The sequence below is a fragment of the Alphaproteobacteria bacterium genome (assembly GCA_020638555.1).
GTDB lineage: Bacteria > Pseudomonadota > Alphaproteobacteria > Bin95 > Bin95 > JACKII01.
Window position 1 is genome coordinate 241,058 of the sequence record JACKII010000006.1, and the last position, 12,497, is coordinate 253,554.

The following is a 12,497-nucleotide window of genomic DNA, read 5'->3' on the forward strand; positions in this document are numbered from 1 at the left end:
CAGATGATCACCTAAGCCTTAAAGTATTCGAAACTACCCAACAAGCTTACTTTAGGGCGATATTACCACCTTACCGAACACCTGCCGATCTTCGAGCAGTTTGACTCCAGCAACCGCCTCCTCGATGGGCAATTCCTTGTCGATGACCGGGTTCATGCGGCCGTCCGCAATCATCTGCATCAGGATTTCCAGGTCGCGAATGCTCCAGGAGTTGGAGCCGAGCACTTTCAGCTCGAAGGTCCAGATATAGCGGATGTCGGTCTTGGGATCGAAGCCGGCGGTGGCGCCGCAGGTCAGGATCTTGCCGCCGCGCCGGCACGCCTTCATCGACGGGACCCAGCTATCGCCGCCGGTAAAGTTCACCACCACGTCGACGCCGCCGTCATAGGTGCGACGGTGCGGCTTGCCGTACATTTCCCAGATTTTGCGCTCGAACTTGTCGTAGAAAATGCCGTGGTCGGCGCCGATGTCCTTCAGCCGATCCAACTTGTCCTGGCTTTGCGAGGCGACGACGACCTCGCAGCCCATCATTTTCGCCAGAATGACGCAGCAGGTGCCGACGCCGCCGGAGGCGCCCAGAATCAGCACCTTCTCGCCGCCCTTCAGGCCGCCATTGTCGAACATCATCCGATGCGCCGTGCCATAGGCCACCGGCAGCGCGGCCGCCTGGGCGAAGCTCACGCCCGCGGGGATGCGAATCAGCTGCTCCGCCGCGCAGACGCAGTATTCGGCGAGGCCGCCGTCCAGCATCTCGCCCATCAGGCCCTTGCCCGGATAGATCGGGTTGACCAGGACCGGGTCGCCCACTCTCCAGCCCTCGACGCCGGCCCCGAGTTCCGCCACCTCGCCCGCCACGTCGAGGCCGGGGATCACCGGCAGCGGCACCTTGATTCCGGGCATGCCGCGGCAGGTGAACACGTCATGATAGTTCAGGCTCGACGCCCGCACCTTCAGCACCACCTCGCCCGGTCCGGCCTTGGGCTCGCGGTAATTCGGCTCGAAGGTGAGGTTCTCGACGGCTCCGTGTTCGTAGAGGACGGCGGCACGCATGGGCGTTGGCTCCCGGTTCGGATGGCGATATGTCTGGGAGAGGCAACGTATCGGACCCAACACCCCGCGCCAAGGAGGCGTCTTCCGGCCATGGGCATGCACGAGAGCGGTAATCTGGGCGACATCTTCCCGGCGGGCGTCGACGCCGACAAGCCGGCCCTGATCGTCGCGCACACGCCCGAGACGGCCACCACGATCACCTATGGCGCGTTGCAGGCGCGCAGCCAGGCGGTGGCGCGGGGGCTGGTGCGGGCCGGCTATGGCCGCGGCGAGCGCATCGCCATCCTGGCCGCCAATGTCGAGGACTATCTGGCGACCTATCTGGGCACGATGCTGGCCGGCTGCGTCTCGGTGCCGGTGAACTGGAAACTGCCGGAAGCAGCACTGCACCATGTGCTCGGCGACAGCGACGCCCGCATGATCTTCGCCGACAGCGAACGGCTGGGCTCGATCCCCGAAGGCTATGCCACCGTGGCGTTCGGCCCGGACTACGAGGCGTTTCTGGACCCCGGTCCGTTCGAGGCGGCACCCATGGGCCGGGACGATGTCTGCATGTTTCTCTACACCAGCGGCTCGACCGGCAATCCCAAGGGCGTGCCGCTGACCCATGCGGGCCATATGTGGGTGACGGACACCCGACTGAAGGGCGCGCCCGACACCGGCGAGCACCGGGCGCTGGTGGCCGCTCCGCTCTACCACATGAACGCGCTCAGCACGGCCAAAGCGGTGCTGGCGGGCGGCGGCACCATGGTGCAACTGCCGGTGTTCACGGCCGACGCCTATATCGAGGCCATTGCCCGCCATCGCTGCTCGTGGCTGACCAGCGTGCCGACCATGATGGCGCTGGTGACGCAGCGGGCGGAGTTGATCCGCCAGCGTGACGTCGCCAGCGTGCGGGTGGTGCGCATGGGTTCGGCGCCGGCGACCCAGGGCCTGTTCGATGCGATCCGCGCCTGCTTCCCGGGTGCGCGCATCACCTTTGGCTATGGCACGACGGAGGCCGGCCCGTGCGTGTTCGGCCCGCATCCGGAGAAGAAGCCCCTGCCCGACCTGGCCCTCGGCTATCCCATGAGCGATCCGGTGCGGCTGCGGCTGGACGGTGACGCGGCCGACAATATCGGCGCCGGCCAGCCGCACGAGGGCGAGTTGTGGATGGCCTGCCCGGCGCTGATGCCCGGCTATCACAAGCTGCCGGCCAAGACCGCGGAGGTGATGACGGCGGACGGCCTCTATCGCACCGGCGACGTGATGCGGCGGGATGCGGACGGCTTCTATTTCTTCGTCGGCCGGGTCGACGACATGTTCACCTGCAACGGCGAGAACGTCTATCCGGGCGAGGTCGAGAAGGTGCTGGAGAACCACCCGGCGGTGGCCCAGGCGGCGCTGATCCCGGTTCCGGACGACGTACGCGGCAACATGCCGGTGGCCTTCGTGGTCAAGGCGGCGGACGTGGACGAGGACGCGGTCAAGCAACACGCGCTCGCCAACGCGCCCGCCTACATGCACCCGCGCCGGGTCTGGTTCCTCGACGAACTGCCGCTGGCCAGCACCAACAAGATCGACCGCAAAACCCTGGCGGCGGAAGCCGCTCGGCGGCTGGCGGGCGCGTGAGGGGAAAACGGCGCTACGCGTGAGCGAACGTGACCATGTGTTAACAGTTATCCGCTATTCGGCTTAATCGTTTTGGCGGGCAGGAAAAGACGCCCGGAGATGCAAACGGCGCGGCGTCAGGCGCGGGAGGCTGGGGAGGCGCCGGTATCGCCGGCCCTCCACTGCCACGGCGGCTTCACCTTGGTGCCGTTGCAGTAGAAGGTGACATTGCCCTGGAACTGGTAGGCCTGCGGAACACCGGTATTGTCGGGCATGATCAGGTTTCTGTTCCAATAGCGCCAGATGAACCGCAACTCCCGGAAGGTCACGTCGTCCTTCATGTCGCCGCCTTGGGCTCCGAAAGCACCACCCACGGCCGCATAGTTGCCAGCCTTGTGGAGCACTTCCTGGAAATCCGCACCGGTCATATCGGCCGCGGCGACGCCGTTCCACAGTGATTGCATGCCCGAGACGTGAAAATGAATGTGCTTATGCTGCACCAATTGGTCGATGAGGGCGGACTTTGAAAAGTCGACGCCGGGATGAACATGGGTTGAATAGTCAACATTGGTTTCGATCTGGTTGTGCGCCTGGCCGGAATTCATCGCCTTGCGGTACCATGTGTATTCCTCGTATTTGGTCCCATAAGCCGGCACGACCGGCGCGGCCGTCATCGGGTCCTTGAATGTGGCAGCGGCAATACGAACCGGATCCATCGCTCCATACATCGGAGCAATGTTTTGACCCTGGTTCACCGCGCCGGCCAGCCGTGCGTGATCGCCAGGCATAATATGCGCGGGGAGTCCGCCGCCCGTGCCCCAGTCGTATTCCGCGACCGTGCCCGCTTCGATTTCATCCACGTAATCCATGCGGGGGCCGAGCGGATTGGCGGCGCCAGCGCCGTTCAGCCCGAAATGATAGTCGGTCCGCCCGGCGCCAATTGCGTTCAGAAACTGGTCATGGGGCAGCACGCCGCTCTTGGCGGTGGCATCGAGCTTGCCGTCCTCGATCCAACCGTCCTCGTTCTGCAACGGGATTTTCGCCCAGGAATGCTCGTTAGTCAGGAACAGGCCGGCCTTGAAGTTCGATACCTTGCCGCCGTTGTCCACGACCTTGACGACCGTGTTCTTCGGCAGGGGACGAACCACGGTATGGGTGGCGTCGTCGTTGCGCAGATTGCCGGACGACTTCATGCGATACCAGCCATTCGCCTTCTGCCGCTGCAATGCCAACCCCGCCGGCCCGGAGTTGAGGCCTTCGGCATCGGCGTGCGCGGCGAAGCTGCGATTGGCCATGTCCTGCCAGCGCACGCCCTGGATCACACCCGCATTGTTGTGGCTGATCGCCTGGAGGCCACGCAATTCCGCTGCCCTTTGGCTGCCATCGACCCGTTGTTGCAGGGCCTGGAGCGCCCGAACCTGCGGGCGGCTCGCGGATAGCGCAGGGGTGGCTGCAGGACGTTGCCGTTCGCGGTCACCGTCCGTGCCGGACAGACGACGGGGTTTCCAGACTTGGCCAGCGCGAGAACTCATGGCTGTTCCTTTTCAGGTCCCGCAAGGATTGCGAGAAATCGCCAATCGATACTGCGAACAGTGCAAACAGGCTACCGCCCGGACCTTTTGGTCTCAAGCCCTTTCGGGGGAGGCGTCGCGGCCCGGCAGTCCGAAAACGCCGGCCCCGGCAATTAAGGGGGTGGAAATTCCGCAGGCTTCTATACCATAGTCGCATCGACGCTTTGCGAACGGAGCAACCATGAAGTATGTGGGTGACGCTCCAGCCGGCAAGACGTGGTTCCGGTTGGAGAGCGATGGAGAGGCGGAGATGGAATCCGCCGCCATGGGCCATGCGGTGGCGAAGCATTTCCTCCGCGCCATGGACGCGGCCCGCCAGAGCTATGTGCCGGCCTCGGGCGCGTCTTTCGAGGCGAATATCGGCCTGAACGCGCATCTGCAACGCACCATGCCGCTGTTCGTCACCCTGCGCGACACGGATGGCAAACCGCACGTGACCGGCATGCTGCCGCCGGGCGGCAAGGAAGACCCGCGCTTCCGCCCGATCATCGTCGGCCGGGACAACAGCGACCCCTATCCCGACTATGCCGATGCGATCCAGGCGCTGGGCGCGGTCTATGGCCTGCGCCTGGACCGCGCCCGCTGCTACCCCTATGGGCGGTGAGCGCGCGGGAGGGCTTTAACGGCCCTGGAAGGCCGGGCGGCGCTTTTCCATGAACGCCGTATAGCCCTCGGTATAGTCGCGGCTGGCGAAGCAGGCCTCGACCATTTCGGCGACGGCGGCCAGGTTGCGGCCGCTTTCGTCCTTCACCGCGGCATTGATCGCGGCCTTGGCGGCGCGGATGGTCATCGGCGCGTTGTGCTTGATGATGGTGCAGTATTCCAGGACGGTCTCTTCCAGCTTTTCCGCCGGCACGACCCGGTTGACGAGGCCCATGATGCGGGCGTCCTCGGCCGTGAACGGCTTGCCGAGGAAGAAGATTTCCTTGGCGAAGGTGGGGCCGACCAGATCCACCAGGGTGCGGATGCCGTCATAGCCATAGCCGACCCCCAGCTTGGCCGCCGGCACGCCGAAATGGCTGTCGTCGGAGCAGATGCGAATGTCCGCGTCCAGCGAGATCGCAGCGCCGCCGCCCATGCACCAGCCGCGGATCTGCGCGATCAGCGGCTTTTCCAGTGCCGCCATGGCCGCGTGCGCCCGGTCGCCGGAGAGATCGTATTCGCGGGTCTGCTCCGGGGAGGAGCGCATGGTCTCGAACTCGGAAATATCGGCGCCGGAGACGAAGGCCTTGTCGCCCGCACCTTTCATGACGACGACGCGGACATCCGGGTCGGCCTGGAAGCCCGCGATGATGGGCGGGATCGCCTCCCACATGGCGTAGGTCATGGCGTTGCGCTTTTGCGGCTGGTTGAAAATCATCCAGCCGATGCCGTCGCGCGTCTCGGCGATCATGCGGCCGCCGGCGTATTCGGTGGTGGTCATTCGTCAAAGTCTCCCAACCCGCCTTCATCCCGAGTAGAGCCGGAGGCTCGTATCGAGGGAGCGCGGCTTGCGGCAGGATCCCTCGATACGCCGCTCCGCGGCTACTCGGGATGAAGCGGTGCGATTGAACGAGAAGATGCGGCGCGGCTAGACCGTGCCCTTGTCGTGCATGGCCTGGATGGTGGCGGCGTCATAGCCGAGGTCGGCCAGGATGGCGTCCGTATGCTCGCCCTGTTCCGGCGTGGCGGTGCGGATCTGGTGCGGGGTGCGCGACAGGCGGATGGCCTGGTTGACCACGCCGAATTCGCCAAGCCGCGGGTGCTGGATCGGCGTCGCCATTTGCAGGTGCTTGACCTGCGGGTCGGCGAACATCTGCTCCATGTTGTAGATCGGGCCGCAGGGCACGCCCTTTTCCTCGAACAGCTCGACCCAGTGATTGCTGGGCTGGTGCTGCGTCACCGCGGCGATGACCGCGTTCATCTCCTTGCGGTTCTTCGAGCGCTTGGCGGCCGTGTCGAAGCGCTCGTCCGTGATCCACTCCGGATGGCCGATGGCGTGGCAGAAACGCTCGTAGATCGGGCCGCCGGCGACCGCGATGTTGATGTGGCCGTCGGAGGTGGGAAAGACGCCGGTCGGGATGCTGGTCGGGTGGTCGTTGCCGGCGGAGACCGGCACTTCGCCCTCTTTCAGATAGCGTGCGGCCTGGAAGTCCAGCATCTGGATCTGTGCCTGGAGGAGCGACGTGGTCACCCACTGGCCCTTGCCGGACTGCTCGCGCTCCAGCAGCGCCAGCAGGATGCCCTGGGCGCAGAACATGCCGGCGCAGAGGTCGGCAATCGGGATGCCGGCGCGCATCGGGCCGCCGCCGACCTCGCCGGTGATCGACATGATGCCGCCCATGCCCTGGGCGATCTGGTCGAAGCCGGGCCGGTCGCGATAGGGGCCGTCCTCGCCGAAGCCGGAGATCGAGCCCAGGATGATGCGCGGGTTGACCTTGGCGAGGCTGTCATAGTCGATGCCGAGCCGGTATTTCACGTCGGCGCGGTAGTTCTCCACCACCACGTCCGCGTCCTGCACCAGTTTCATGAACACTTCCAGGCCCTGCGGGTCTTTCAGGTTCAAGGTCAGCGAGCGCTTGTTGCGGTGCAGGTTCTGGAAATCCGAGCCGTCGCGCGAGCCGCCGAGGCCCTCCTTGCCGTCGGGCGGGCTTTCCACCTTGATCACGTCCGCACCCCAGTCGGCGAGCTGGCGCACGCAGGTGGGGCCGGCGCGGACGCGGGTCAGGTCGAGCACTTTGAAACGCGAGAGCGGCAGGCCGGTGGTGGCGGTCGCGGGCATGGGCAGCGGGTCCTCGGGTTGGCAGCGGTGAGCGTGGCTTTCGTGATACCCCAGAGACCGCCGCACTGCCAAGCCGGCAGGCGCTTCCCTGCCGACGATTGCCCTTGACTTGACGTTAATTGCAATGACAATTCGCCCTGTACAATGTTTATGTAGTAATTAAGTGTTTCCATTATCTCAGGAGTTTCGCCATGGCCAATTGGTCTGCCAAGGGCACCTATATCGAAGCTTGCGACTGCGAAGCCGTCTGCCCCTGTATCTTTCTCTCCCCGCCAACCGGCGAGTCCTGCACCGTCCTGGTCGGCTGGCACGTGGACGAGGGGCAATTCGACGGCACCGACATCGCCGGCCTGAACGCGGCGCTGCTGGCCCATTCGCCCGGTCCGATGATGGAGGGCAATTGGAAGGTAGCGCTCTACACCGACGAGCGCGCCAGCGAGGCCCAGTCCCAGGCGCTGGCCGGGATTTTTTCCGGACAGGCTGGTGGCCATCTCTCCGCCCTGGGCCCGCTGATCGGCGAGGTGCTGGGCGTGCGGGCGGCCAAGATCGGGTTTTCCGGCTCGGACAAGCAGTTTTCCGTCAGCGTCGACGGCGTCGGCTCGGTCGAGATGACGGTGCTGGCCGGCCAGGGCGGCGGGCCGGTCAAGGTCAGTGGCCACCCTCTCGCCATCGCCCCCGGCGAGCCGGCGACGATTGCCCGGTCCGACAAGCTGACGGTCAACGATCACGGCCTGAGCCTGGACGTCAGCGGCCGCTCCGCCCAATTCTCGCCCTTCGCCTACGCCGCCTGATCACGGCCTTGGCGGGCGCTCTTGCGAGCGCCCGCCAAGGGTGAAAGCACGAGACGGGTTTGCGTCGCTGTCGGAATTTGGTGTTCAATCCCGGCCTCATACGCGGGCCGCGTCATCTCAGACTTGGCGCGCTTTCGGTCCTGGTTTACCCCCTCTCCCGCGCAAGCGGGGCTGGTGAGCCAGCTGGAAAAAAAAACCGCTCTAGCACGCCAGGGCACAGAATTCCGCACAGTCCCTGCTGGTGGGCGGTATCATTCCTGGGCATCCCATCCCCCACCCTCTCGACAATGATGGTTGACGCATAATTATTTGATGTCAATAAGTTGCGTTTAAATCTGAATGTCAGAGAAGCCAGTGAAATGACGACCGCATTTTTCCGGACCGGGACTCCCAGCGATCTCGCAACCATGATCAACTGGGCTGCCGACGAGGGCTGGAACCCGGGGCTGGACGACGCAAACCCCTTTTTTGCAAGCGACCCAGACGGGTTCTTCGTCGCGGAGATGGACAACCGCTCGGTCGCCTCGATTTCCGTGGTCAACCATAATGCGGATTTTGCATTTCTCGGCTTCTATATCTGTCATCCCGACTATCGCGGTCAGGGTATCGGGATGGGCTTGTGGACCCATGCGATGGCCCATGCGGGGAACCGAACGGTCGGGCTTGACGGCGTTGCCGACCAAGAAGCGAACTACGCCAAATCTGGTTTTGTCCGCACGGGTGCGTCAATGCGGATGGCGGGTTCGCTTTCCCCCCAGGACGATGCCCGAGTCAGGCGGATGCAGGACGGCGATCTGGATCGCCTGTTGATGCTGGACGCCAAGGCAAACGGATTTTCCCGACCGGGATTTCTGACGTCGTGGCTCGCCGAAACGCAGAGCCGACGGAGCGTGGTGCTCGGGGATGCCGATGACATCACGGGCTTCGCGACACTGCGGCGATGCCGCGAAGGGGTCAAGATCGGCCCTATTGTTGCGCCAACCGCAGAGGATGCGCTGTGCCTGGTGCGCGCCGGCCTGGCATTGCTCCCCGCGGACCCTGTCATCATCGACGTGCCCTCGGAGAACAGCGCGTTCCTCTCTGCACTTCAAGCGCGAGGCTTCAACGACACCTTCGCGACCGCACGCATGTATCGCGGGGCACCGCCGCAGCGGTCCAGCTTGCTACAGGCCATTGCGACGATGGAGCTCGGCTGATCTAGACGTTCGATCCCTTGATCGCGCCGATGACGGCCGCGGTGACGTCCTTCGTGGTGGCCTTGCCGCCCACGTCCGGGGTCATGATGCCGGCGGCGCAGACCTGATCGACGGCGCGGAGCAGGCGCTCGGCCGCGGGGCCTTCGCCCAGGTGTTCCAGCATCTGGGCCGCGGTCCAGAAGGTGGCGACCGGGTTGGCGATGCCCTTGCCGGTGATGTCGAAGGCCGAGCCGTGGATCGGCTCGAACATGGAGGGAACGGCGCCTTCCGGATTGATGTTCGCCGTCGGCGCAACGCCGATGCTGCCGGCAAGCGCGCCCGCCAGGTCCGACAGGATGTCGGCGTGCAGGTTGGTGGCGACGATGGTGTCCAGGCTCTGCGGATTCAGGGTCATGCGTACGGTCATGGCGTCGACCAGCATCTTGTCCCAGGTGACGTCCGGGAATTCCTGCGCCACCTCGGCCGCGATCTCGTCCCACATGACCATGCCGAAGCGCTGGGCGTTCGACTTGGTGACGACGGTCAGGAATTTGCGCGGGCGCGACCGGGCGATGCGGAACGCATAGCGCATGATCCGGGTGACGCCGGTGCGGGTGAAGATCGAAACCTCGGTGCCGACTTCCTCCGGCAGGCCGACATGGGTGCGGCCGCCATTGCCGGCATACTCGCCTTCCGAGTTCTCGCGTACGATCACCCAGTCCAGGTCGCCGACGCCGACATTGCGCAGCGGCGAGGTGATGCCGGGCAGGATGCGGGTCGGACGCACATTCGCGTACTGGTCGAAGCCCTGGCAGATTTTCAGGCGCAGGCCCCAGAGGGTGATGTGGTCCGGCACGTCCGGCGCGCCGACGGCGCCGAAAAAGATCGCGTTGTAGGGCTTGAGCTGCTCCAGCCCGTCCGCCGGCATCATCACGCCGTGCTTGCGGTAGTAGTCCGTGCCCCAGTCGAAGGTTTTGAAGCGCAGGTTCAGGTCGCCCATGCGCTCGGCCAGGGCCTCCAGCACGGCGATGCCGGCGTCGATCACCTCCGGGCCAATGCCGTCGGCGGGAATGGCGGCGATGTCGTAGGTGCGCATGGGCGGGCTCCCGAAAGCGAAGGAGATGGAATGAGGTGCCCCTTCTGCCGCGGCTCGCCGGCGCTGTCACGGCGGCAAATGGTCGAAACCGACCGGGGCCATTGCCGGGGCCGGTCCGAGCGGATAAGCCTCCCCCTTCCCCGCGCGACCGGACGAGGTGCCCGATGAGCCTGTTCCTGAAACTCCAGCAGCGCGCCGAGGCGGGCCGGCCCCTGCGCGTCGGCATGATCGGCGCGGGCAAGTTCGGCTCCATGTTCCTGGCCCAGGCGCAGCGGATCGCGGGGATTCATGTGGTGGGCGTGGCCGACCTGCGGGTCGAGGCCGCGCGCTCGAACCTGGCCTATGTCGGCTGGCCGGCGGAGCGCTATGCGGCCCCGAGCCTGGACGACGCCGCGAAAAGCGGGGCGACCTGCGTCACGGACAACGCCGCAGCCCTGATCGCCCACCCCGCCGTCGACATTGTGATCGAGGCGACGGGACATCCGCCCGCCGCGGTCGAGCATTGCCTGGCCGCCTTCGCCCAGGGCAAGCCCGTGGTCAATGTCACGGTCGAGGCGGATGCCTTCTGCGGCTACGGCCTGGCGATGAAGGCGGCAGAGGCGGGCGTGCTCTACTCCATGGCCTATGGCGACCAGCCGGCGCTCACCTGCGAGTTGGTGGACTGGGCGCGCACCTGCGGCTTCATCGTCACCGCGGCGGGGCGGGGCCACAAATGGCTGCCGGAATATCGCCGGTCGACGCCGGAGACGGTGTGGGACTACTGGGGCCTGAGCGCCGAGCAGGCGGAGCGCGGCCGGCTGAACCCGAAAATGTTCAACGCGTTTCTGGACGGCTCCAAGCCGGCCATCGAGTCCGCCGCCATCGCCAACGCCACCGGCCTGGGCGTGCCGGCGGAAGGCCTGCTGCTGCCGCCCGGCTCGGTCGACGACATTCCGACGCTGATGCGCCCCCAGGCCGAGGGCGGCGTGCTGGAGCGCGAGGGCATGGTGGAGGTCGTCTCCAGCCTGACCCGCGACGGCACGCCGATCGCCAACGACATCCGCAAGGGCGTCTGGGTCTGCTTCCGTGGCGACACCGACTATATCCGCAACTGTTTCGAGGAATACCAGGTCACCACCGACCCGAGCGGGCGCTATATGGCGCTCTATAAGAAATGGCACCTGATCGGGCTGGAACTGGCCTATTCCGTCGCCTCCATCGGCCTGCGCGGCGAGGCGACGGGCGTGGCGCGGCACTTCATCGGCGACGTGGTGGCACTGGCCAAGCGCGACCTGGCGGCGGGTGAGGTGCTGGACGGCGAAGGCGGCTACACCGTCTCCGGCGGCCTGCGCCCGGCCGAGGCGTCGGTCAAGGCCGGCATGGTGCCGCTGGGGCTGGCGCACAATGTGAAGCTGGTGCGGCCGGTGGCCGACGGCGAACCCGTCACCTGGGCCGATGTGGAGGCCGACACCTCCGGCGCCGCCTACCAACTGCGGCGCGAGATGGAGCGGGCGGCGTTCGGGCACGATACCCCGCGCTGAAAGGCTATCGACGTAAGGGGGGCGCGAGGCTTCCCGCCGTCTTGGCGTCATCGCGAGGGGCGAAGCCCCGTGGCGATCCAGACCGGCCCTTGTGTCCGGTCACGGCCTGCCTGGATTGCCGCACCCGCTGACGCGGGCTCGCAATGACGCCGAAAAGAAAACGGCGCCTGAGGCCCCCTCCCCGCCCGCGGGTGTTCCGGCCGCTGCCTATTTCGGCTTGGCGGGGCTGCGGCCCATGGTGAAGAACTCGTCGTTCGGGCGCATGGACAGGAAATTGGCCATGCGGTTGCTGAGGCCGAAAAACGCCGTGATGGCGGCAATGTCCCAGATGTCGTCGTCGGAAAAGCCGTGACGGCGCAGCGCGTCCAGGTCCTCGTCCTCGATGGCGCGGGAATCCAGGCTGACCTTCAGGGCGAAGTCCAGCATCGCCCGCTGGCGCGGCGTGATGTCGGCCTTGCGGTGGTTGACGGCGACCTGATCGGCGATCAGCGGGTTCTTGGCCCGGATGCGCAGGATCGCGCCGTGCGCCTGCACGCAGTAGAGGCAGTTGTTGGCGCCGGAGGTGGCGACCACGATCATTTCGCGGTCGGCCTTGGACAGGCCGCTGTCCTTCTCCATCAGCGCGTCGTGATAGGCAAAGAAGGCCCGCAATTCGTCCGGCCGGTGGGCGAAAGCGAGGAAGACGTTGGGCACGAAGCCGGCCTTTTCCTGAACGGCCAGGATCATGTCGCGAATGTCCTCCGGCATGTCGGCCAGGTCGGGAACGGGGTAGCGGCTGATGGCGGCGTCGGTCATGGCGACGGGTCCTTGCAATCGGGGATGGGCCGGCGGTGCAGCCTCAGGCGGGACCCTAGCGGGCAAGGCTGTGGCCGCCAAGCGTGGCATGGCGCTCCAGGTCGGGTTTCCGGTTGACACTGCGCGGGGGGAATGCGCTGCTAGGCTC

At 65.9% G+C, this 12,497-nt stretch carries 11 protein-coding genes; 5 read left to right on the plus strand and 6 right to left on the minus strand.

Going from position 1 to position 12,497, the window contains the following annotated elements; translation table 11 throughout:
- Window positions 1-51: 51 nt before the first annotated feature.
- Window positions 52-1,050 carry a zinc-binding dehydrogenase gene (locus H6844_18890; GenBank protein ID MCB9931472.1) on the minus strand — a complete coding sequence of 333 codons (999 nt, stop codon included), beginning with the start codon at window positions 1,048-1,050 and terminating at the stop codon, window positions 52-54.
- A 90-nt stretch (window positions 1,051-1,140) separates the two neighbouring features.
- Between H6844_18890 and H6844_18895 the strand changes: the two genes are divergently transcribed.
- Window positions 1,141-2,661, plus strand: coding sequence for an acyl--CoA ligase (locus tag H6844_18895; GenBank protein MCB9931473.1), 1,521 nt, complete (start codon window positions 1,141-1,143; stop codon window positions 2,659-2,661).
- A 116-nt stretch (window positions 2,662-2,777) separates the two neighbouring features.
- On the opposite strand, the gene H6844_18900 is transcribed toward H6844_18895, so the two are convergent.
- A complete protein-coding gene (locus H6844_18900; GenBank protein MCB9931474.1) occupies window positions 2,778-4,172 on the minus strand; it encodes a hypothetical protein in 1,395 nt (464 codons plus the stop codon).
- Window positions 4,173-4,392: 220 nt separating this feature from the next.
- Between H6844_18900 and H6844_18905 the strand changes: the two genes are divergently transcribed.
- Entirely contained in the window at window positions 4,393-4,815 is a 423-nt protein-coding gene (locus H6844_18905) for a hypothetical protein (GenBank protein MCB9931475.1), read from the plus strand.
- Between the two features lie 15 nt (window positions 4,816-4,830).
- Here the strand turns inward: H6844_18905 and H6844_18910 are convergent, their stop codons facing one another.
- The gene (locus H6844_18910; protein ID MCB9931476.1) at window positions 4,831-5,634 is read right to left on the minus strand and encodes an enoyl-CoA hydratase/isomerase family protein; all 804 of its coding nucleotides are present in this window, start codon (window positions 5,632-5,634) and stop codon (window positions 4,831-4,833) included.
- A 147-nt stretch (window positions 5,635-5,781) separates the two neighbouring features.
- Window positions 5,782-6,972 (minus strand): CoA transferase, encoded by a 1,191-nt coding sequence (locus tag H6844_18915; protein MCB9931477.1) that lies wholly within the window; start codon window positions 6,970-6,972, stop codon window positions 5,782-5,784.
- Between the two features lie 191 nt (window positions 6,973-7,163).
- Here H6844_18915 and H6844_18920 point away from each other — a divergent pair, with 191 nt between their 5' ends.
- Both H6844_18920 and H6844_18925 read left to right on the plus strand, forming a co-directional pair.
- On the plus strand, window positions 7,164-7,763 hold the full coding sequence (locus tag H6844_18920; protein MCB9931478.1) for a DUF1326 domain-containing protein: 600 nt from the start codon (window positions 7,164-7,166) through the stop codon (window positions 7,761-7,763).
- A gap of 359 nt (window positions 7,764-8,122) precedes the next feature.
- On the plus strand, window positions 8,123-8,959 hold the full coding sequence (locus H6844_18925; protein ID MCB9931479.1) for a GNAT family N-acetyltransferase: 837 nt from the start codon (window positions 8,123-8,125) through the stop codon (window positions 8,957-8,959).
- A gap of 1 nt (window position 8,960) precedes the next feature.
- Here H6844_18925 and H6844_18930 read toward each other — a convergent pair whose 3' ends face one another.
- Complete coding sequence (locus H6844_18930) at window positions 8,961-10,034, minus strand: tartrate dehydrogenase (protein ID MCB9931480.1); 1,074 nt, start codon at window positions 10,032-10,034, stop codon at window positions 8,961-8,963.
- Between the two features lie 164 nt (window positions 10,035-10,198).
- On the opposite strand from H6844_18930, the gene H6844_18935 reads away from it, so the two are divergent.
- Complete coding sequence (locus H6844_18935; GenBank protein MCB9931481.1) at window positions 10,199-11,554, plus strand: Gfo/Idh/MocA family oxidoreductase; 1,356 nt, start codon at window positions 10,199-10,201, stop codon at window positions 11,552-11,554.
- A gap of 207 nt (window positions 11,555-11,761) precedes the next feature.
- On the opposite strand, the gene H6844_18940 is transcribed toward H6844_18935, so the two are convergent.
- On the minus strand, window positions 11,762-12,349 hold the full coding sequence (locus tag H6844_18940; protein ID MCB9931482.1) for a peroxidase-related enzyme: 588 nt from the start codon (window positions 12,347-12,349) through the stop codon (window positions 11,762-11,764).
- Window positions 12,350-12,497 lie beyond the last annotated feature (148 nt).

What these genes read in the sequence shown, in the direction of transcription:
- H6844_18890 (MCB9931472.1), bottom strand. Translation starts at nt 1,050, where the DNA reads ATGCGTGCCGCCGTCCTCTACGAACACGGAGCCGTCGAGAACCTCACC.
- H6844_18895 (MCB9931473.1), top strand. Translation starts at nt 1,141, where the DNA reads ATGGGCATGCACGAGAGCGGTAATCTGGGCGACATCTTCCCGGCGGGC.
- H6844_18900 (MCB9931474.1), bottom strand. Translation starts at nt 4,172, where the DNA reads ATGAGTTCTCGCGCTGGCCAAGTCTGGAAACCCCGTCGTCTGTCCGGC.
- H6844_18905 (MCB9931475.1), top strand. Translation starts at nt 4,393, where the DNA reads ATGAAGTATGTGGGTGACGCTCCAGCCGGCAAGACGTGGTTCCGGTTG.
- H6844_18910 (MCB9931476.1), bottom strand. Translation starts at nt 5,634, where the DNA reads ATGACCACCACCGAATACGCCGGCGGCCGCATGATCGCCGAGACGCGC.
- H6844_18915 (MCB9931477.1), bottom strand. Translation starts at nt 6,972, where the DNA reads ATGCCCGCGACCGCCACCACCGGCCTGCCGCTCTCGCGTTTCAAAGTG.
- H6844_18920 (MCB9931478.1), top strand. Translation starts at nt 7,164, where the DNA reads ATGGCCAATTGGTCTGCCAAGGGCACCTATATCGAAGCTTGCGACTGC.
- H6844_18925 (MCB9931479.1), top strand. Translation starts at nt 8,123, where the DNA reads ATGACGACCGCATTTTTCCGGACCGGGACTCCCAGCGATCTCGCAACC.
- H6844_18930 (MCB9931480.1), bottom strand. Translation starts at nt 10,034, where the DNA reads ATGCGCACCTACGACATCGCCGCCATTCCCGCCGACGGCATTGGCCCG.
- H6844_18935 (MCB9931481.1), top strand. Translation starts at nt 10,199, where the DNA reads ATGAGCCTGTTCCTGAAACTCCAGCAGCGCGCCGAGGCGGGCCGGCCC.
- H6844_18940 (MCB9931482.1), bottom strand. Translation starts at nt 12,349, where the DNA reads ATGACCGACGCCGCCATCAGCCGCTACCCCGTTCCCGACCTGGCCGAC.